The sequence below is a fragment of the Acidocella sp. genome (assembly GCF_036489515.1).
In the GTDB taxonomy this organism is placed as follows: Bacteria; Pseudomonadota; Alphaproteobacteria; order Acetobacterales; family Acetobacteraceae; genus Acidocella.
This window is the reverse complement of record NZ_DASXFO010000065.1, coordinates 36,902-54,073: the sequence shown is the minus strand read 5'-3', so window position 1 is coordinate 54,073 and position 17,172 is coordinate 36,902. Positions and strand designations below refer to the sequence as shown.

Here is a 17,172-nt window from a genome sequence, read left to right as displayed (position 1 = left end):
AGCATAAAAAAAATTTTTGCGCCGCTTTTTTCAAAAAGCGGCTGCTTGTCTCGCTTCCACCAACGGCTCCGCGGAAATGATCACCTGAGCGTACGCATACGGATATTCATCCGTCAGCGAGACGGCGATGTGCGGCGCATGGCCCGGCGGGATCAACACCGCGAGCCGCGCCAGCGCGCCGCCATGCAGGGACATGGTCGGCTGGCCGCTGTCCAGGTTCGTCACCCGCAGATCCGAAAAGAACACGCCGCGCCGGAAACCGGTGCCGAGCGCCTTGGCGCAGGCTTCCTTCGCGGCGAAGCGCTTGGCGTAGCTGGCCGCCCTGGCATGCACCCGCCGCTCCGACCGCGCGCGCTCGACCTCGGAGAAGATTCGTAAGGTGAAGCGCTCGCCAAAGCGCGCCAGGCTCGCCTCGATGCGGCGGATGTCGCAGATGTCGGAACCGAGGCCGATGATCATGTCTTCGCGCGCTCCACCTGTGCAATGCCGGGGGCGCCGCGCAGCCCGGCGATGACCTGGGAGAGGTGCCGCACGTCGCGCACCTCCACATCGACCAGCGCCTCGAAGAAATCCTGCTGCCGGTGCACAACCTTGAGATTGGAAATGGCGCCTTCCTGCTTCGCGACGGCGTTGGTCAGCGCCGCGAGCGCGCCGGAACTGTTGCTCGCGATGACACTGACGCGGCCGACGAAGCGGCCGGATTTGCGGTCGCTGCGGGCGATCACGTCCGCGTCCCAATCCACGTCGATGAACCGTTCCGGCGTGGCGGCGAATGTTTCCAGCGTCGCGCAATCCTTGGTGTGCACCGTCACGCCCTTGCCGGTGGCGACGATGCCGACAATCTTGTCGCCGGGCAACGGGTGGCAGCAACCGGCGTAATGCACGTCCATACCGGCGACGAGGCCGGTAATCGGCATGCCGGTATCGGCCACACCGGTATGACGCGGCGAGCGTGCGGTGAGCCCCTGACCCATGAAGCCCGGCAGCATGCGCGGCGCGCGTTGCTCGCGCAGTTCCGGGTAGGCGGTGTGGACCACCTCCTTGGCGCCGATGATGCCGGTATCGACCGCGACGTAGAGATCGTCGAGCGACGCCTGCTTGAGCGTCTTGACCGTGGTTTCCAGCACTTTTTCCGAACCGTCCAGGCCTTCCTGGCGGAACGCCTTGGCCAGCGCCGACTTGCCGGCGTCGCGATGCTGCTCGCGCATCTGCTGCGCCAGGAAGCGGCGGATTCTGGCGCGCGCTTTGCCGGTGACGACGAACCGCTCCCAGGCCGGCGACGGCGTGCCGCCGCGCGCGGTGAGAATCTCCACCTGATCGCCGTTTTGCAGCTCGTAGCGCAGCGGCATCAAACGGCCGTTGATGCGCGCGCCGACGCAGCTATCGCCGATCTGGCTGTGCACGGCATAGGCGAAATCAACCGAGGTGGCGCCCCGCGGCAGCTGGATCAGCTGCCCCTTTGGCGTGAAGCAGAACACCTGGTCCTGGTAGAGCTCGAGCTTGGTGTTTTCGAGAAACTCGTCAGGGGCGGCGGAGTTTTCAAGAATTTCCAGCAGGTCCTGCACCCAGCGGAACTGTTTCAGGTCCGCCTGCGAGGCGTCGGCCTGCTTGTACAGCCAATGCGCGGCGACACCGTTTTCCGCGATCACCTGCATTTCCGCGGTGCGAATCTGGAGTTCGATCTTTTGGTTGCGCGGGTGGCGCAGCGTCACGCCGGTGTGCAGCGACTGGTAGCCGTTGGCCTTGGGCGTCGAAATATAGTCCTTGAAACGCCCGGCGATGACCGGATAGGCGGCATGGATGGCACCCAGCGCCACGTAGCAGGCCTCGCGCGTCGGCACGATGATGCGAAAGGCCATGATGTCGGAGAGCTGCTCGAAGGCGACATTGCGCCGCTGCATCTTCTCCCAGATGGAATAAGGCGATTTTTCACGCCCGGCGATCTCCAAAACCTCGATGTCGGCCTCGCGGCAGACGCGCAGCAGTTCCTGGCGCACCTCCTCGATGACATCCGCACCCTGGCCGCGCAGAAAATTCAGGCGGGCCTGGATCGTGTCATAGGCCTCGGGGTCGAGCTCGGCGAAGGAGCGCGTCTGCAGCTCGGTCTTCACCGCTTCCATGCCGATGCGCTCGGCCAGCGGCGCATAGATTTCCATCGTCTCGCGGGCGATGCGCTGGCGCCGCTCCGGCGCACGCACAGCGTTCATGGTGCGCATGTTGTGCAGCCGGTCCGCGAGCTTGACGATGAGCACGCGGATGTCCTTGCTCATCGCCAGGACCAGCTTGCGGAAATTCTCCGCCTGCTTGGTGCGGTCCGACTGCAATTCCAGCCGGGTGAGCTTGGTGACGCCGTCGACCAGCCCCGCCACCTCGGCGCCGAAGCGTTTTTGCACGGCCGCGAGCGTGACGGGCGTGTCCTCGATCACGTCATGCAGCAAGGCCGTGACGATGGAGGACGAGTCCAGCCGGTAGCCGGCCAGGATCGTCGCCACCGCCAAGGGATGGGTTATGTAGGGCTCACCATTATCGCGCTTCTGCGCCGCATGCGCATCGAAGGCGACGCCGTACGCGTCATCGATGACAACAGGATCGACCTTGCTATCATAGGTGGCGATGCGCGAGAGCAGGCCGCTCAGTTCGGGATGCGGGCTGGCACCGGCCAGCCCCTCGGGCGCGAATAGCAGGCTAGGGCTTCGATAGCCTGCCATGGCGCAACTCAGCGGCGGGTCTTGCCGCCGAGCTCAGCCTCGATCGCTGCCTGGATATCCTCGGGCGACATTTCCTCGCCCTCGGCAGCCATGGCGGCGGCCTCTTCCTCGGCGGAGACATCCTGCAGGCCGAAAATGTTCTGGTCGGTCGGGATCAGGTCGAGCACTTCCTCGTCCACCGGCTCCGGCTCGGGCACGCGGGACAGGGATTTCACCAGATCCTGCTCCAGCTCGGACAGCGTCAGCGTTTCGTCCGCGATTTCGCGCAGGGCGACGACGGGGTTCTTGTCGTTGTCGCGGTCGATGGTGAGCTGCTCGCCACGGCTGATGTTGCGGGCACGCTGCGCCGCCAGTAGAACCAGTTCAAACCGGTTCGGCACTTTCAAAACGCAGTCTTCAACGGTGACGCGGGCCATCCGATACGCTCCAGGCAGGGAATTGAACGCGTGATCTACCAAGCGCGCCGCCGCGATGCAAGCCTGGAGGGTGACAGAGAAAGGAAAGTAGCCGCTTTTTGAAAAAAGCGGCGCAAAAACTTCTTTTATGCTGGGCTACGGGCTGTGTCTGAGACAACGCCCATGGCCCAGGTTAATAAAGTTTTTTTGCTACTTTTTGTTCACAAAAAGTAGCCTTCACTTCCTGTTTTCCTCCCAAAGGCTGATCTCCTGCGGCGGCAACTCGGCGAGCAGCGTGACGACGCTGCTCTGCAACGCCGGGTGGCGCCAGGCCGGGGCCACATCCAGGATCGGCCGCAGCACGAAAGCCCGTTGATGCGCGCGCGGATGCGGCAGGATTGGATCGGGTGTGGCGCGCACGAGACCGTTGATGTCGATGATATCGAGATCGAGCGTACGGGCCGCGTTCGGGACCGATCTCTGCCTTCCATAGCGGTTTTCAATCGCCTGCAGTTGCGCCAGCAGCCAGGCCGGATCGACCTCGCCCTGCAACCGCAGGATGCCATTGCAATAATCCGGCTGATCCGCGCGCGGCATTGACGGCGAGCGATACCACGCGGATTCCGCAATAAAACTCAAACCGGGAATCTGGCGAATGGCGGCGGCGGCGGCGCGACATGTCGCGATCGGCAACCCACCATCCAGGGGCAGATTGGCGCCCACGGCCACAAGAATCATCGAACAAGCCCCCGCACGCCAACCCCACGCAATTTTGTTAAAATATGTAAGTGCTACTCATCTAACATTTTCCAGATATGTGTATATGAAATTCACAGAACTTTTTACCGAAGAGAGCCATCGCATGAGATTCGCCGCGCAAGAACGGACCGCGTTGTTCATCGACGGGGCAAATCTCTATGCGGCGACGAGAAGCCTGGGCTTTGACATCGATTATCGCAAGCTGCTCGACTATTTTGGCGCCGAACTGAACCTGATCCGCGCTTATTATTATTCGGCCCTCCTGGAAACCGAGGAATATTCCCCCCTCAAACCGTTGACCGACTGGCTGGCCTATAATGGCTATAGCCTGGTGACCAAGCCGGCCAAGGAGTTCACCGATGCGCAGGGTCGCAGGCGGATCAAGGGAAATATGGATATCGAGCTGGCGATCGACATGCTCGAGCTGGCGCCGAGACTCGACCATGTGATCCTGTTCTCCGGCGATTCCGATTTCCGCCGTTTGGTTGAGGCTGTGCAACGTAAAGGTGTGCGCGTGTCCGTCGTCTCCACGATCAAGACCAGCCCGCCAATGATCGCCGATGAGTTGCGGCGCCAGGCTGACCAATTTCTCGACCTTGCCGATATCGCGCCGGAATTCAGCCGGCGCGCCAACGAGCCGCGCACCCGCGCCGGCCGCGGCGAAGCCGACGACTGATTTTTTCAGCATTCCAGCGGAATTTTTGAATGCCAAACCACACGACACGGCACGCCACCGCGGCCGCGGATCAGATCGATCCCGGCCGGGACTGCCCCTTATGTCCGCGCCTGGTCACCTATCGCATCGAGAACCGGGGCAAGGAACCGGACTGGCATAATGCGCCGGTGCCGAGTTTCGGCGCGCTGGACGCGGAACTCTTGATCGTGGGTCTGGCCCCCGGCGTGCGCGGCGCCAACCGCACCGGCCGGCCGTTCACCGGCGACTATGCCGGCGTGCTGCTCTATCACACGTTGATCAAATTCGGTTTCGCCACCGGCTCTTATCTGGAGCGCCCGGATGACGGGCTTACTTTGCGCAACTGCCGCGTCACCAACGCGGTGCGCTGCGTGCCACCACAGAACCGGCCGACACCGGCGGAAGATAAAGCCTGCAACCCTTTTCTCGTGGCGGAAATCGCCGCCATGCCGCGCCTGCGCGCGATCCTCACCTTAGGCACCGTCGCACATCTGATGAGCCTGCGCGCGCTGGGCGCCCGCGCCGCTGCGCATAAATTCACCCACGGCGCCCAGCATGAGGCGGGTTCTGTGCTGCTGTTCAACAGCTATCACGTCTCCCGCTACAACACGAGCACGCGCCGCCTGACGCCTCAGATGTTTGAAAACGTCGTCGCGGAGATCAGGGAGTTTATTAAGCTAGATCACTAGAAGAAATAAGAAGACTACTTTTTGTGAACAAAAAGTAGCAAAAAACTTTGCTACTTTGGGCCATGGGCGTTGTCGGCGCCAACGCCCATGGCCCAGCACAACAAAAATTTTTGCGCCGCTTTTTTTAAAAAGCGGCTACTTAACTTCCTTGCGATGAATCGAATCGATCCAGGCCACCTCTTCAGGTTTTTCCACCGGCTCGATATCGAGATTAACCACGACCGCCTCGTTATCCGAACGCACCAGCACGCATTCCAGCGGCTCGTCGGTGGAGGCGTTGATTTCCTGATGCGGCACGTAAGGCGGCACGAAAATGAAATCGCCCGGCCCGGCCTCGGCGACATATTCGAGTTTTTCACCCCAGCGCATCCGCGCCTGGCCACGGATCACGTAGATCACGCTTTCCAGCGCGCCGTGGTGATGCGCGCCGGTTTTGGCGTTGGCGTCGATCTTCACCGTCCCGGCCCAGATTTTCTGCGCCCCAACGCGGGCGGCATTGATCGCAGCCTCGCGATGCATGCCCGGTGTCTGCGCGGTATTTGCATCGAGCGTGCCGGCCTTGATCACCTGCACGCCATGCTCGCGCCAATACTCAGCGTCCATGCTGTCCCCCCCCCTTACCGATTGCGCAGCAGCCTGGCCTTGTCGCGCTGCCAGTCCCGTGCCGCGACCGCGTGGCGCTTGTCGTGCTTCTGCTTGCCTTCGGCGATGCCGAGCGTGACTTTCGCCAGGCCGCGCGGATTGAAATGGATGTCCAGCGGCACCACCGTCGCACCGTCGCGGGAGATGGCCCCGAAAAGCTGCCCGCGTTCCTTTTTTTTCACCAGCAGCTTGCGCGGGCCGCGCACCTCGAAGCGCGACAGCACCCCGCCCTGGTATTCCGGAATATAGGCGTTGAAGAGATAAAGCTCGCCATCGCGCTCGCCGGCCCACGCCTCGGTCAGCGTGGCGCGGCCGAGGCGCAGCGATTTCACCTCCACGCCCTTGAGCACGATGCCGGCCTCGACGGTGGAGAGAATCTTATAGTCGAAGCGCGCCTTGCGGTTCTGCGAGGCGATGCCGTGCGAGATATAGCCCGACTTGCTCTTCTCGCGTTCGGTCAAGTCAGCAGCCCCACTTCCACCATCGCGGCGCGCATCTTCTCTTCGGTGGCGGCACTGACCGGGGCGAGCGGCAGGCGGCAGGTATTGGTGCCGAAGCCGAGCAGGGACGCCGCGTATTTCACCGGGCCGGGATTGCTCTCGGTGAACATCGCATCATGCAGCGGCACCAGGCGCTGCTGGATCGCCATCGCCTGGGCGAGGTCGCCCTTGGCCCAGGCCGCATGCATCTCGGCGCAGAGTCGGGGCGCGATGTTGGCGGTCACCGAGATGCAGCCATGCCCGCCGGAGGCGAGGAAGCTGAGCGCCGTATGGTCCTCACCCGAGAGCTGGGTGAACCCGGCGCCGCAGGCGCGGGTGGTGTGCAGCGGGCGGGTCAGGTTCGCGGTCGCGTCCTTCACGCCGACGATGTTCTTCTCCTGCGCCAAGCGCGCCATGGTCTCCACCGACATGTCGATCACCGAGCGGCCGGGGATGTTGTAGATGATCACCGGAATATCGGCGGCATCGATGATCGCCTTGTAGTGGCGGTACAGGCCTTCCTGGGTCGGCTTGTTATAATACGGGGTGACGACCAGCACGGCGTCGGCGCCGGCCTGTTTCGCGTGCGTCGCCAGGCTGATCGCCTCGGCGGTGGAGTTGGAACCGGCACCGGCGATCACCGGCACCCTGCCCTTCGCCTTGGCGATGGTCAGCTCCACCACACGTTTATGCTCCTCATGCGACAAGGTCGGCGATTCGCCGGTGGTGCCCACCGGCACCAGCCCCTGCGTGCCTTCGGCGATCTGCCAGTCGATCAGTCGCACCAAGGCGTCATCGTCGATGCGGCCATCGCTAAGCATCGGCGTCACCAGAGCGGTTAGTGAACCGTGAAACATTGTTTTTCCCCATCACAGGCGCAGGCCCTGCCGGCCACGACGCGCGTAAAGGATCACGTAATCCCGTGGGGGATGGCCTGCAACCCAGGGCCTGCTAGAACGGCGCGTATGAGAGTTTTTGGCGTCCTGCTGTTCGCTGCGCTACCCGCCCTCGCCTGGGCGCAGGGTCCTGCCTCCCCGCAGATCATGACCGACGTCAACGCCGGAAATTTCAGCGCCGCCACCGCCTTGGCGGCGGCCACCGGCGATCCGCTGACGCAGAAACTGGTGACCTTTTTTCGCCTGCTCGATCCCGGCGGCGGCACGGCCGACGAGATCCGGACCTTCATCGCGCAGAATCCGGACTGGCCGGAACAAGGGCTGCTCGCTTTGCGCGAACAGGAGGCTGCAGGGATTATCCCGGAGGAAATTCCGGAAGTCAGGCCGGCCTTCCTGCAACAGGTCGAGGCCCTGCACGACGCCGGGCAGGACAGCGCCGCCGCAGCACTTTGGACATCCCAGGGCAAGGCGGCGGCCGACGCGGCCGATGCCGAGCAGCGCCTGATGTTCTGGCCGGCGCAGAATGAGCTGGCCCGCGCCTTGCTCGCTTCCGGCGACGCTAAGGATGCCTATTCCGTGGTGACCGCCGTGAACCCGCCCATCGCCGGCGAGACCGCGCGCGGCCAGATCGGCGACCGCGACTTCCTCGCCGGGTTCCTGCTCCTGCGCTTCCTGAACGAGCCTGCGGAAGCGGCGACCTGGTTCAACGACCTTGCAACCTCGTCCACCGCCGCCATCACCCAGGCCCGCGCCTGGTATTGGCTGGGCCGGAGCGACAGTGGCGCGGCGGCCCAGGCCGATTACGCCCGGGCCGCGCAATATCCTGACACCTATTACGGCCAGCTCGCAGCACTGGCGCTCGGCGACACGCCGCAACAGCTCGCCGCCCGGATTTTGCGCGCCGGCGAACCGGCTTTCTCGGCCGGGGAAGCTCTGGACTTCGCGCTGATGGAACTGCCGCGCGCGGCGGTGCTGCTGATGCAGATGGACGACCCGCGCGACGCGCAAATCTTCCTCGACCGAATCGGCGTGGTCGCCGCCGATGACCGGACCCGCGAGCTGGCGGCACGGCTGGCGCTGGGGCTTGGCCTGCCCTCGAGCGCGGTGTCGGTGGCGCGCACCGCCGGCATCTCCGGACAGATGCTGGTGCGCGAAGGCTGGCCGATGCCCGTCGACCCGCCCGACGACGATCTGCCCGCCGCCATCGCCTACGGCATCATGCGGCAGGAAAGCAGTTTCGATCCGACCGTGGTCTCCGGTGCCGGCGCGATCGGGCTGATGCAGCTGATGCCGGCCACGGCGCGACACACCGCCCTCCAGGACGGCATCCCCTACAGCGACAACCTGTTCGATCCGCAGGAGAACATGCAGATCGGCAGCGCCTATTTCTCGGGGCTGATCAAGGATTTCGGCAATTGCCTGCCGCTCGCCATCGCCGCCTACAATGCCGGCCCGACCAATGTCGCGCACTGGCTGGCGAGCAACGGCGACCCGGAACTGGGCTCTCAAGCCGGCGGCGCCGATATCATCGACTGGGTGGAAGAAATCCCCTTCAACGAGACCCGCAATTACGTGCAGCGCGTAACCGAGAGCATCGTCGTCTACCAGGCGCTGCTGCACGGCACGACCGACGATCCGCTCACGCCGTGGATGCCAAAGTGACGTTTTCGCGCCTGCTCGCGAGCGGTTTCGGCGCCGGCTACGCACCGGCAGCACCCGGTACGGCGGGGTCCCTGGTCGGGCTGCTCATCGGCGCTGTTCTGGTCCTCGCTTTGGGTCACGTGGCGCTGGTCGTGGGCATCCTCGTGTTCAGCCTGCTCGGCGTGTGGTCGATCAGCGCGCTCGGCGAGGGACGCGCCGATCCGGGCTGGATCGTGATCGATGAGATCGCCGGGCAGATGATTCCGCTGCTGGTCCTTCCGCATGTCACGTTCGCCGGGCTGGTGCTGGCCTTCATCGCCTTCCGCTTTTTCGACATCACCAAGCTCGGCCCGATCGCCTGGGCGGATGCCCGCCACGATGCCTGGGGCGTCATGGGCGATGACTGGCTGGCCGGCATCGCCGCCGCGATTGTTCTGCTCCTCATCCGTATGGTCTTTCCGTTATGAACACCGATGCCCTCTCAGAAAAACTAGTGCGTCTCTGCCGGACCAAGAATCTGACGGTCGCGACGGCGGAAAGCTGCACCGGCGGTATGGTCGCCGCTTCCATCACCTCGGTGCCCGGCTCATCCGCGGTGCTCGATCGCGGCTTCGTCACCTATTCCAACGCCGCGAAAACCGAGCTGGTGGGCGTACCGGCGGCGCTGATCGACTCGGTCGGGGCAGTGTCGGAGGCGGTGGCGCGGCTCATGGCGCAGGGTGCCAAACAACGCGCCGGGGTGGATCTGGCGGTGTCGGTCACCGGCGTCGCCGGGCCGGATGGCGGCAGCCCGGAAAAGCCGGTCGGCACCGTCTGGTTCGGGCTCGCCACCGCGGACGGCCAGGTTTTTACCCACCACCGGCTGTTTCCCGGCGACCGCCAGGCAATCCGCACGGCCAGCACGCTATTCGCCCTGCAGCTATTATGGGATGGAGCAAATTCATGAGTAAGAATCTCGGCGCCTGGGACAAAGCCAAGCGCGATGGCCGCAAGATGAGCATGATCACCGCCTATGACTATCCGTTCGCGCGGATGGCGGATGCGGCGGGGATCGATGCGATTCTGGTCGGCGACTCGCTCGGCATGGTGGTGGCCGGCGATGCCGACACGCTGCGCGTCAGCCTGGAACAGATAGAATATCACACACGCATCGTCGCCAAGGGCGTGCAGAAGGCGCTGCTGATGTCCGACCTGCCGTTCGGCAGCTACGAGCAGAGCCCAGCCCAGGCACTGGCCAGCGCCACACGGCTGATCAAGGCCGGCGCGGATATCGTGAAGCTGGAAGGCGGCGAGGCGATGGTCGAGACCGTGGCCTATCTGTCGGCGCGGGCGGTGCCTGTGTGCGCGCATATCGGGCTGACGCCGCAGTATGTGCGCCAGTTCGGCGGCTTCAAGCGCCAAGGCAAGACGCCGGAGGGGGCAGCGCGGCTGCTGCAGGACGCGATCGCTTTCGCCGAAGCCGGCGCGCGCATCGTGCTGATGGAGGCGATCCCCTCGCCGCTCGCCACCGAAATCACCCAGCGCATCGCGGCGCCGACCATCGGCATCGGCGCCGGGCCAGGCACGGACGGCCAGGTGCTGGTGCTGCACGACGTGCTGGGGCTGAACCAGGACCATGTCCCAGCCTTCGCCAAAGCCTATCTGGACGGCGCGAAACTGATCCAGCAGGCCATGGCGGATTACGCCGACGACGTCCGCAGCGTGAAGTTCCCGACAAGCTAAGAAGCGAAGCACTACTTTTTGTGAACAAAAAGTAGCAAAAAAACTTTGTTATGCTGGGCCATGGGCGTTGTCGGCGACGACGCCCATGGCCCACAAATAAAAACGGCGCCGTGAGGCGCCGTTTTTATTTGTGGGGTCCGGGGCCTTTCGGCCCCGGCGGGGTCAAGGGGCGGAGCCCCTTGCCTATTATCTTCCTTAAGCCGGCACCGGCCCGAGGCCGCCCGGCACGTCCGGGCGCGGCGCGGAGGTCGGCACGGAGGCGCGGCTGCGGTCCGAGGCGGGCTCGTCGACCACCTTGCGGATGATCTTTTCGCCGCGCAGCACCTGCTGGATCTCATCGCCGGAGAGCGTCTCGTATTCCAGCAGCCCTTTCGCGAGGGCTTCCAGATCTTCCCGGCGTTCGGTCAGGATACGCTTGGCCTCGGCATAAGCGTGGTCGATCACGGCCTTGATCTCGGTGTCGATCTCGCGGGCGGTGGCTTCGGACACGTTCTTGTTCTGCGTCACGGAGTGACCCAAGAATACTTCCTGGCCGTTATCGCCATAAGAGATCATGCCGAGTTTTTCCGACATGCCCCATTCGGTGATCATCCGGCGGGTGGTGTCCGTCGCCATCTTGATGTCGCCGGACGCGCCGTTGGAGACCTTGTCCGGACCGAACACGATTTCTTCCGCGGCGCGGCCACCCATCGCCATGATCAGCTGCTGCAGCAGCTTGGCCTTGCTGGTGGAGTAGCGATCCCCCTCGGGCAGCGACATCACCATGCCGAGCGCGCGGCCGCGCGGGATGATGGTGGCTTTGTGCACGGGATCGCATTCCGGCAGGGTGATCGAGCAGATCGCGTGGCCGCCCTCGTGATAGGCGGTCATGCGCTTCTCGTCGTCGGACATCACCAGGGAGCGGCGTTCCGCGCCCATCATCACTTTGTCCTTGGCGTGCTCGAACTCGGCCATGGCAACGACGCGCTTGCCGATGCGGGCCGCATACAGCGCCGCCTCGTTGACTAGGTTGGCGAGGTCCGCGCCGGAGAAACCAGGCGTGCCGCGAGCGATGGTCTTCGGGTCCACGTCGGAAGCCAAAGGCACCTTGCGCATATGCACTTTGAGGATCTTCTCGCGGCCCATCACGTCCGGGTTCGGCACCACGACCTGGCGGTCGAAGCGGCCGGGACGCAGCAAGGCCGGGTCCAGCACGTCCGGACGGTTGGTGGCGGCGATGAGGATCACGCCCTCATTGCTCTCGAACCCGTCCATCTCGACCAGCATCTGGTTCAGGGTCTGCTCGCGCTCGTCATTGCCGCCGCCGAGACCGGCGCCGCGATGACGGCCGACCGCGTCGATCTCATCGATGAAGATGATGCACGGCGCGTTCTTTTTGCCCTGCTCGAACATGTCGCGCACGCGCGAGGCGCCGACGCCGACGAACATTTCCACGAAGTCCGAGCCGGAGATGGTGAAGAACGGGACGTTCGCCTCACCCGCGATGGCGCGGGCGAGCAGCGTCTTACCGGTGCCGGGCGGGCCGACCAGCAAGCACCCTTTCGGGATCTTGCCGCCGAGACGCTGGAACTTCTGCGGGTCGCGCAGGAATTCCACGATCTCCTGCAGCTCGCTCTTGGCCTCGTCGATGCCGGCGACATCCTCGAAGGTGATGCGGCCTTGCTTCTCGGTCAGCAGGCGGGCGCGGGACTTGCCAAAGCCCATGGCACGGCCGCCGCCGGACTGCATCTGCCGCATGAAGAAAATCCACACGCCGATCAGCAGCAGCATCGGCGCCCAGGAAATCAGCACTTTCAGGAAGGGATTCATAGGATCTCCTTCCGGCTTGGCCTCGACATGCACATTCGCGGAGATCAGCCGACTGACCAGCGACGGATCGTCCGGCGTGTAGGTCTCGAAGGTCTTGCCGTCCTTGGTGGTGCCGGTGACGTCATGACCCGAGATCGTGACGTCCTGCACCTGGCCGCTCTTCACCTCGTCCAGGAAGCTGGAATAGGCCACCGGCGTCGCATTTGTCGTCGTGGTCGACGGCTGGAAGACGTTGAACAGCACGACCAGGAACAGCGCCACCACAACCCACAGCGCAATATTACGACCAAGATTATTCATCTAGCCTTATCCAATTCTTTCATACAGGCGCCACCACGGCTTCGCGGCTTGGAATTCATCATGATGTAGGCACTCTGCACTGATTTCACAGGACAGTACAATTTAATTGCCTTCAGCTAAAGAATGGGAGGGATGTAACGGGAGCAGGCGGCGAAAAGCGCGCCTGAACCGGAAACAGGGGCGCGCCGTCGCCAGGCCCGCGCAAGCAGGGCATGGTCCGCAGGACCAAAGTTGGCAATCCGTTGAATTTCCGAAACTGCGCGGCATCGGCGCCCAGCGCACCGAAATGGCTGCCGGGCGGAGGCTCTGCGTCCAGCCGGAAGCGCTGGTCCCAAATCACACTTGCGCGAGCCTCGATCGGTGGCGCGCAGGCTGCCGGCTCGCGGCATAGCAGCCAGCCCGAGCCGAGCCGGCCCGCCGGCACGACGCGCACGCCCCCCAGCGTGGCCGGGCGCAGCTTTTGCGCCAGCGCCGCCACCGCCCCCTGGCGCGGCTTGTAGTCGGCGCCGCCGACGCTGCGCAGCAGCGCCGCAAGTGCTGAGGCTGGGGCGGAAGGTGCGTCGAGCCGAACGAATCCTTCCCCATGGAACGTCGCAACCCGGGCGAGAAACGCTGCCGCTTCCATTTCCACCACTCGTCGCGCCATGGCGGCGGCTTCCGTGGCGGCCGGCGCGACTCCAGCCTGACGCCAGCGGACGCGCTCGAAACGGCGCAGGAGATTGGACGGGTCCTCGACCCATCCGATCCCACGCGCGCGCAAGTAGACGCGCAACTCCCCTGGTTCGACGCGCAGCAACGGGCGGACCAGAACAACATCTCTGCGGGCGGACCAGGCGGGCATGCCCTCGGCGCCGCCGGCGCCCCGTGCGGCGCGCATCGCCACCGTCTCAGCCTGGTCGGCTTCATGGTGCCCGAGCAGCAGATGCGGCCGTCCGGCATCGCGCGCGGCGGCAGCCAGAATTTCATAACGCGCGGCCCGGGCCCGCTCCTGCAGCCCCGCCCCGTGCAGATCGGCAAGGGTCAAGACCCGGCTGGCGATGCCGCTTCCCTGCAGCCGTGAAGCGGTCAACGCCGCCTCCGCCGCCGAATCCTGCCGCAATCCGTGATCGACGATCAGGGCCAGAACGTCGCCACCGCGCTCAGCCGCCCAGCCCTGGGCCAGCAGCGCCAGCGCGGAACTGTCGGCCCCGCCGGACACCGCCACAGACAGGCGCGGCACAGCAGTGAACGGGCCAAGCCGGGCCATCGCCGCGGCGAAAGCCTCCGGCAGGGTCGTCAAGGAAAGCAGCCGCTTTTTGAAAAAAGCGGCGCAAAAACTTTTGTTCCGCTGGGCCATGGGCTGTGTCGGCGACAACGCCCATGGCCCAAATTAATAAAGTTTTTTTGCTTCTTTTTGTTCACAAAAAGAAGACTTCCGCTCTCGTGGCTACGAGCACCGCGCCAGGTGGCGCACGGCCTCGACCCGCTGCGCCATGCCATCGGGAAGCGAGGGGAACTGGCTGTTCAGCGACGACAGCGTCTCGCAGGCCGCCTGGTTCTGATGGATCGCCGCCAGGGATCTGGCGAGGCCCAGCAGGGAGGCTGGCGCCTCCGCCCCCGCACGGTTGAGGTTGTAGGTATTGTCATAGGCGATTGCGGCATCCTGCGGCCGGCCTTCCGCCGCCAGCGATTGCGCCAGCAGGAACTGCGCGGGATAGGCTTCCGGGCTGGAGCCTGCATGGGCCAGGATGGCGCGGGACGCGGCTTCGGCGCCGGCAAAGTCACGCTGGGCAAAAGCATGCTGCGCGGTGTGCAGCAAAACCCGCGGCGAGGATGATGCGGCGGCGTTCGGCGGCGGGGGGTTCGGCCGAGTCGCCTGTGCCGGAGGCGGCCCGGGCGGCGCCGATTCCGGGCCCGGTGCGGGGCCCTGGCCAGGTTGCGCCTGCGCGCCCTGGCCATTCGACATCTGGAATTTCAGATCGCCGATTTCCTGTTGGGTCTGGGCATTCTGCGTGCTGACCTGGTTCTGCAGCGTATCGACATCGCCGCGCAGCTTCTCCACCTGCGTCTGCAGCTGGCTCACCTGGTTGAGCAACGACGCGACCATGCCGCCATCGGGCGCCCCACCCACGCCGGAAGAAGGCGGCGGCAGCGCCTGCCCGCCCCCCAGGGCTGAACCGCCATTACCGCCGCCGTTGCTCTGCAACTGCTGCACCTGCTGCTGCAGTTGCAGAATCTGGTTTTCCAACGCGATGCCCTCCTGGCTCTGCACGACAGGCTGAGCCTGGGCGGCCAACGGCAACAAAGCGGCAAAAACGGCGACGGCGAAGAAATAAGGGCGCATGCAAGGATCCAGGTGCTTGAACGAAACCAGAGCGGTTATAACCGCTTGACGTGCAAAAACAAAACCGGCGGCGCTTCGTTCAAGAAGCGCCGCCGGTCCGACACGCGACACGCCGACCGAAGCCGGCGTGTGAAGAGTGTTAGTGGCAGTTCTGCGGGTTGAAGCCCTGCACCGAGGTGATCGCGTTACGGTTCTGCTGGTAGGCAGCCTCGTCGTTGCCAGCGGCAACCGGGCAATCCTTGCCATAGGAAATCGTCTGGATGCGCGTGGCGGCAACGCCCTGGGCGACCAGGTAATCACGCGCATGGTTGGCGCGGCGCTGGCCGAGCGCCAAGTTGTAGGTCTCGGTGCCGCGCTCGTCGGCATTGCCGGCGACCAGAACGTTCACGTTCGGGTACTTCTGAAGCCAGGCCGACTGACGGCCGAGGGTGGCGTCTGCCTCGCTGCTCAGGGTGGATTCGTTGAACGCGTAGAAGACGCGATCGCCGACATTCGCCACCAGATCCTGCTCGCTGCCCGGCGCCGCGCCGGTGCTTGCCATGCCGGCGCCCGTGGCGGTGCTGCTTGTGGTCGGGGTAGAAGAGCAGGCTGCCAGCAGGGCAAGGCCGGCAAAAGCGCCCAATGCTTTGAATTTCATAGTAAAACCGATCCCTGTCCGTGATGGTGAGGTCAACATGGTTGCGAAACCCCTATGATTACGCTTCCCCGCCGGCCATAGCTGCCCGGCCCTGAGGGGTCAAGCATCGCATATAACGTATTGTAGCAATGCGCGGACGTATTTCACTATCTGTATTCATTTTATGTGGAACTGTTGAGATTTTGTAACACTTCTCCAGGTCTGACTATCACCGTGTTATCAAGCGCCCTGCCGGCTTGACATTTCGTCGCTGAAAATGTCTGCCCTCCTCGGACGTGTTCCGCCGCCAGCCGGGAACGGCCGGCGTGCGGCTTTAAGGATCGTTCATTAACGGTCTGATTTTGTTGGAATTCTACCTCCGGGCTGCACGGGCCCAGCCGTGCTCCGGAGACCGAAATTTAGGTGATGCCATGCTGACCGAGGACATAAAAGTTTCGCTTCTGAAAGATCTGGACCGGATCGGCCAGGCGGATGCGCCGGAGCTGGAGGCGCTGCGCGTCGCCCTGCTGGGCAAAAATGGCAGCATCACAGCTGTGTTGAAATCGCTGGGCGGCATGGCGCCGGACGCGCGCAAAGAAGCCGGCGCCGAGGTCAATCAGATCAAGGCGATGATCACCGAGGCTCTGACCGCACGTAAAGCGCTACTGGACGAGGCGGCGCTGAATGCCAGGCTGGCGGCGGAACGAATCGATGTCACCCAACCGACCCGCCCCGACATCGCCGGCGCGATCCATCCGATCAGCCGCACGATGGAGGAACTCGCCGCGATTTTCGGCGCCATGGGCTTCGAGATCAAGGAAGGCCCGGACATCGAAAATGACTGGAACAACTTCTCCGCCCTGAACATCCCCGCGCATCATCCCGCGCGGGCGATGATGGATACCTTCTATCTTAACGCCGGCGCCGGCAGCCGCCCGGTGCTGCGCACTCACACCTCGCCGGTGCAGGTCCGCACCATGCTCGCCCAGGAACCGCCGATCCGCATCATCGTGCCGGGCCGCACCTTCCGGGCCGACCACGACGCCACACATTCGCCGATGTTCCATCAGACCGAGGGGCTGGTGATCGGCAAGAACATCACGCTCGGCCATCTCAAGGGCTGCCTGATCGATTTTCTGCGCGCCTTCTTCGATGCCCCGGATCTGCCGGTGCGGTTTCGCGCCAGCTATTTCCCATTCACCGAACCCTCGATGGAGGTAGATATCGGCTGGAACCGCAAGACCGGCGAGATCGGCAAAGGCGGCGACTGGCTGGAGATTCTCGGCTCCGGCATGGTGCACCCGAACGTGCTGGCCAATTGCGGCATCGACCCGCGCGAATATCAGGGCTTTGCCTTCGGCGTCGGCATCGAGCGCATCACCATGCTGAAGCACGGTATCGCCGATCTGCGCCTGTTCTATGAGAGCGATGTGCGCTGGCTGCGCCATTACGGCTTCTCCGCCCTCGCCCCCGCCATGCTGCACGAAGGTTTCTAACTC

18 protein-coding genes are annotated in these 17,172 nt (G+C 64.2%); 7 read left to right on the top strand and 11 right to left on the bottom strand.

Annotated elements, in window-relative coordinates; genetic code table 11:
• Positions 1–30: 30 nt before the first annotated feature.
• The 4 genes from acpS to folK all read right to left on the bottom strand — a co-directional run bounded on the left by acpS (position 31) and on the right by folK (position 3,841).
• On the bottom strand, positions 31–459 hold the full coding sequence (acpS, locus tag VGG47_RS10455) for a holo-ACP synthase (RefSeq protein ID WP_331538198.1): 429 nt from the start codon (positions 457–459) through the stop codon (positions 31–33).
• Positions 456–2,708, bottom strand: a complete 2,253-nt coding sequence (locus tag VGG47_RS10450) for a RelA/SpoT family protein (protein ID WP_331538196.1) — start codon at positions 2,706–2,708, stop codon at positions 456–458. Before VGG47_RS10450 ends, acpS begins: the two co-directional genes overlap by 4 nt.
• 8 nt (positions 2,709–2,716) lie before the next feature.
• Positions 2,717–3,124 carry a DNA-directed RNA polymerase subunit omega gene (gene rpoZ / locus VGG47_RS10445; protein ID WP_331538194.1) on the bottom strand — a complete coding sequence of 136 codons (408 nt, stop codon included), beginning with the start codon at positions 3,122–3,124 and terminating at the stop codon, positions 2,717–2,719.
• Positions 3,125–3,340: 216 nt separating this feature from the next.
• Positions 3,341–3,841 carry a 2-amino-4-hydroxy-6-hydroxymethyldihydropteridine diphosphokinase gene (folK, locus tag VGG47_RS10440; protein ID WP_331538192.1) on the bottom strand — a complete coding sequence of 167 codons (501 nt, stop codon included), beginning with the start codon at positions 3,839–3,841 and terminating at the stop codon, positions 3,341–3,343.
• A gap of 124 nt (positions 3,842–3,965) precedes the next feature.
• Between folK and VGG47_RS10435 the strand changes: the two genes are divergently transcribed.
• Both VGG47_RS10435 and VGG47_RS10430 read left to right on the top strand, forming a co-directional pair.
• Complete coding sequence (locus VGG47_RS10435) at positions 3,966–4,538, top strand: NYN domain-containing protein (RefSeq protein WP_331538190.1); 573 nt, start codon at positions 3,966–3,968, stop codon at positions 4,536–4,538.
• Positions 4,539–4,567: 29 nt separating this feature from the next.
• The gene (locus VGG47_RS10430) at positions 4,568–5,245 is read left to right on the top strand and encodes a uracil-DNA glycosylase (protein WP_331538188.1); all 678 of its coding nucleotides are present in this window, start codon (positions 4,568–4,570) and stop codon (positions 5,243–5,245) included.
• A gap of 135 nt (positions 5,246–5,380) precedes the next feature.
• Here VGG47_RS10430 and VGG47_RS10425 read toward each other — a convergent pair whose 3' ends face one another.
• The 3 genes from VGG47_RS10425 to dapA are packed head-to-tail and all read right to left on the bottom strand — an operon-like array spanning position 5,381 to position 7,223.
• Complete coding sequence (locus tag VGG47_RS10425; protein ID WP_331538186.1) at positions 5,381–5,848, bottom strand: cupin domain-containing protein; 468 nt, start codon at positions 5,846–5,848, stop codon at positions 5,381–5,383.
• Positions 5,849–5,862: 14 nt separating this feature from the next.
• Entirely contained in the window at positions 5,863–6,348 is a 486-nt protein-coding gene (gene smpB, locus VGG47_RS10420; RefSeq protein WP_331538184.1) for an SsrA-binding protein SmpB, read from the bottom strand.
• On the bottom strand, positions 6,345–7,223 hold the full coding sequence (dapA, locus tag VGG47_RS10415; RefSeq protein ID WP_331538182.1) for a 4-hydroxy-tetrahydrodipicolinate synthase: 879 nt from the start codon (positions 7,221–7,223) through the stop codon (positions 6,345–6,347). Before dapA ends, smpB begins: the two co-directional genes overlap by 4 nt.
• A gap of 108 nt (positions 7,224–7,331) precedes the next feature.
• Between dapA and VGG47_RS10410 the strand changes: the two genes are divergently transcribed.
• From VGG47_RS10410 to panB, 4 genes are read left to right on the top strand one after another with little or no spacing between them, the layout of a single operon-like run.
• Positions 7,332–8,924, top strand: coding sequence for a lytic transglycosylase domain-containing protein (locus VGG47_RS10410; RefSeq protein ID WP_331538180.1), 1,593 nt, complete (start codon positions 7,332–7,334; stop codon positions 8,922–8,924).
• Positions 8,921–9,370, top strand: a complete 450-nt coding sequence (locus VGG47_RS10405) for a phosphatidylglycerophosphatase A family protein (RefSeq protein WP_331538178.1) — start codon at positions 8,921–8,923, stop codon at positions 9,368–9,370. The genes VGG47_RS10410 and VGG47_RS10405 overlap by 4 nt, the downstream gene beginning before the upstream one ends.
• Positions 9,367–9,849, top strand: a complete 483-nt coding sequence (locus VGG47_RS10400) for a CinA family protein (protein ID WP_331538175.1) — start codon at positions 9,367–9,369, stop codon at positions 9,847–9,849. The genes VGG47_RS10405 and VGG47_RS10400 overlap by 4 nt, the downstream gene beginning before the upstream one ends.
• Positions 9,846–10,625, top strand: a complete 780-nt coding sequence (gene panB / locus VGG47_RS10395) for a 3-methyl-2-oxobutanoate hydroxymethyltransferase (RefSeq protein ID WP_331538173.1) — start codon at positions 9,846–9,848, stop codon at positions 10,623–10,625. The genes VGG47_RS10400 and panB overlap by 4 nt, the downstream gene beginning before the upstream one ends.
• A 195-nt stretch (positions 10,626–10,820) precedes the next feature.
• On the opposite strand, the gene ftsH is transcribed toward panB, so the two are convergent.
• The 4 genes from ftsH to VGG47_RS10375 all read right to left on the bottom strand — a co-directional run bounded on the left by ftsH (position 10,821) and on the right by VGG47_RS10375 (position 15,694).
• Complete coding sequence (gene ftsH / locus VGG47_RS10390) at positions 10,821–12,734, bottom strand: ATP-dependent zinc metalloprotease FtsH (RefSeq protein WP_331538171.1); 1,914 nt, start codon at positions 12,732–12,734, stop codon at positions 10,821–10,823.
• A gap of 112 nt (positions 12,735–12,846) precedes the next feature.
• The gene (gene tilS / locus VGG47_RS10385; protein ID WP_331538169.1) at positions 12,847–14,013 is read right to left on the bottom strand and encodes a tRNA lysidine(34) synthetase TilS; all 1,167 of its coding nucleotides are present in this window, start codon (positions 14,011–14,013) and stop codon (positions 12,847–12,849) included.
• 147 nt (positions 14,014–14,160) lie between these two features.
• A complete protein-coding gene (locus VGG47_RS10380; RefSeq protein ID WP_331538167.1) occupies positions 14,161–15,057 on the bottom strand; it encodes a tetratricopeptide repeat protein in 897 nt (298 codons plus the stop codon).
• Between the two features lie 139 nt (positions 15,058–15,196).
• Positions 15,197–15,694 (bottom strand): OmpA family protein, encoded by a 498-nt coding sequence (locus tag VGG47_RS10375; protein ID WP_331538165.1) that lies wholly within the window; start codon positions 15,692–15,694, stop codon positions 15,197–15,199.
• 410 nt (positions 15,695–16,104) lie between these two features.
• On the opposite strand from VGG47_RS10375, the gene pheS reads away from it, so the two are divergent.
• On the top strand, positions 16,105–17,169 hold the full coding sequence (pheS, locus tag VGG47_RS10370) for a phenylalanine--tRNA ligase subunit alpha (RefSeq protein ID WP_331538163.1): 1,065 nt from the start codon (positions 16,105–16,107) through the stop codon (positions 17,167–17,169).
• The last annotated feature ends 3 nt before the right edge of the window (positions 17,170–17,172 follow it).

Coding starts and splice junctions, on each gene's coding strand:
- acpS (WP_331538198.1), bottom strand. CDS start 459: ATGATCATCGGCCTCGGTTCCGACATCTGCGACATCCGCCGCATCGAG.
- VGG47_RS10450 (WP_331538196.1), bottom strand. CDS start 2,708: ATGGCAGGCTATCGAAGCCCTAGCCTGCTATTCGCGCCCGAGGGGCTG.
- rpoZ (WP_331538194.1), bottom strand. CDS start 3,124: ATGGCCCGCGTCACCGTTGAAGACTGCGTTTTGAAAGTGCCGAACCGG.
- folK (WP_331538192.1), bottom strand. CDS start 3,841: ATGATTCTTGTGGCCGTGGGCGCCAATCTGCCCCTGGATGGTGGGTTG.
- VGG47_RS10435 (WP_331538190.1), top strand. CDS start 3,966: ATGAGATTCGCCGCGCAAGAACGGACCGCGTTGTTCATCGACGGGGCA.
- VGG47_RS10430 (WP_331538188.1), top strand. CDS start 4,568: ATGCCAAACCACACGACACGGCACGCCACCGCGGCCGCGGATCAGATC.
- VGG47_RS10425 (WP_331538186.1), bottom strand. CDS start 5,848: ATGGACGCTGAGTATTGGCGCGAGCATGGCGTGCAGGTGATCAAGGCC.
- dapA (WP_331538182.1), bottom strand. CDS start 7,223: ATGTTTCACGGTTCACTAACCGCTCTGGTGACGCCGATGCTTAGCGAT.
- VGG47_RS10410 (WP_331538180.1), top strand. CDS start 7,332: ATGAGAGTTTTTGGCGTCCTGCTGTTCGCTGCGCTACCCGCCCTCGCC.
- VGG47_RS10400 (WP_331538175.1), top strand. CDS start 9,367: ATGAACACCGATGCCCTCTCAGAAAAACTAGTGCGTCTCTGCCGGACC.
- panB (WP_331538173.1), top strand. CDS start 9,846: ATGAGTAAGAATCTCGGCGCCTGGGACAAAGCCAAGCGCGATGGCCGC.
- ftsH (WP_331538171.1), bottom strand. CDS start 12,734: ATGAATAATCTTGGTCGTAATATTGCGCTGTGGGTTGTGGTGGCGCTG.
- VGG47_RS10380 (WP_331538167.1), bottom strand. CDS start 15,057: ATGCGCCCTTATTTCTTCGCCGTCGCCGTTTTTGCCGCTTTGTTGCCG.
- VGG47_RS10375 (WP_331538165.1), bottom strand. CDS start 15,694: ATGAAATTCAAAGCATTGGGCGCTTTTGCCGGCCTTGCCCTGCTGGCA.
- pheS (WP_331538163.1), top strand. CDS start 16,105: ATGCTGACCGAGGACATAAAAGTTTCGCTTCTGAAAGATCTGGACCGG.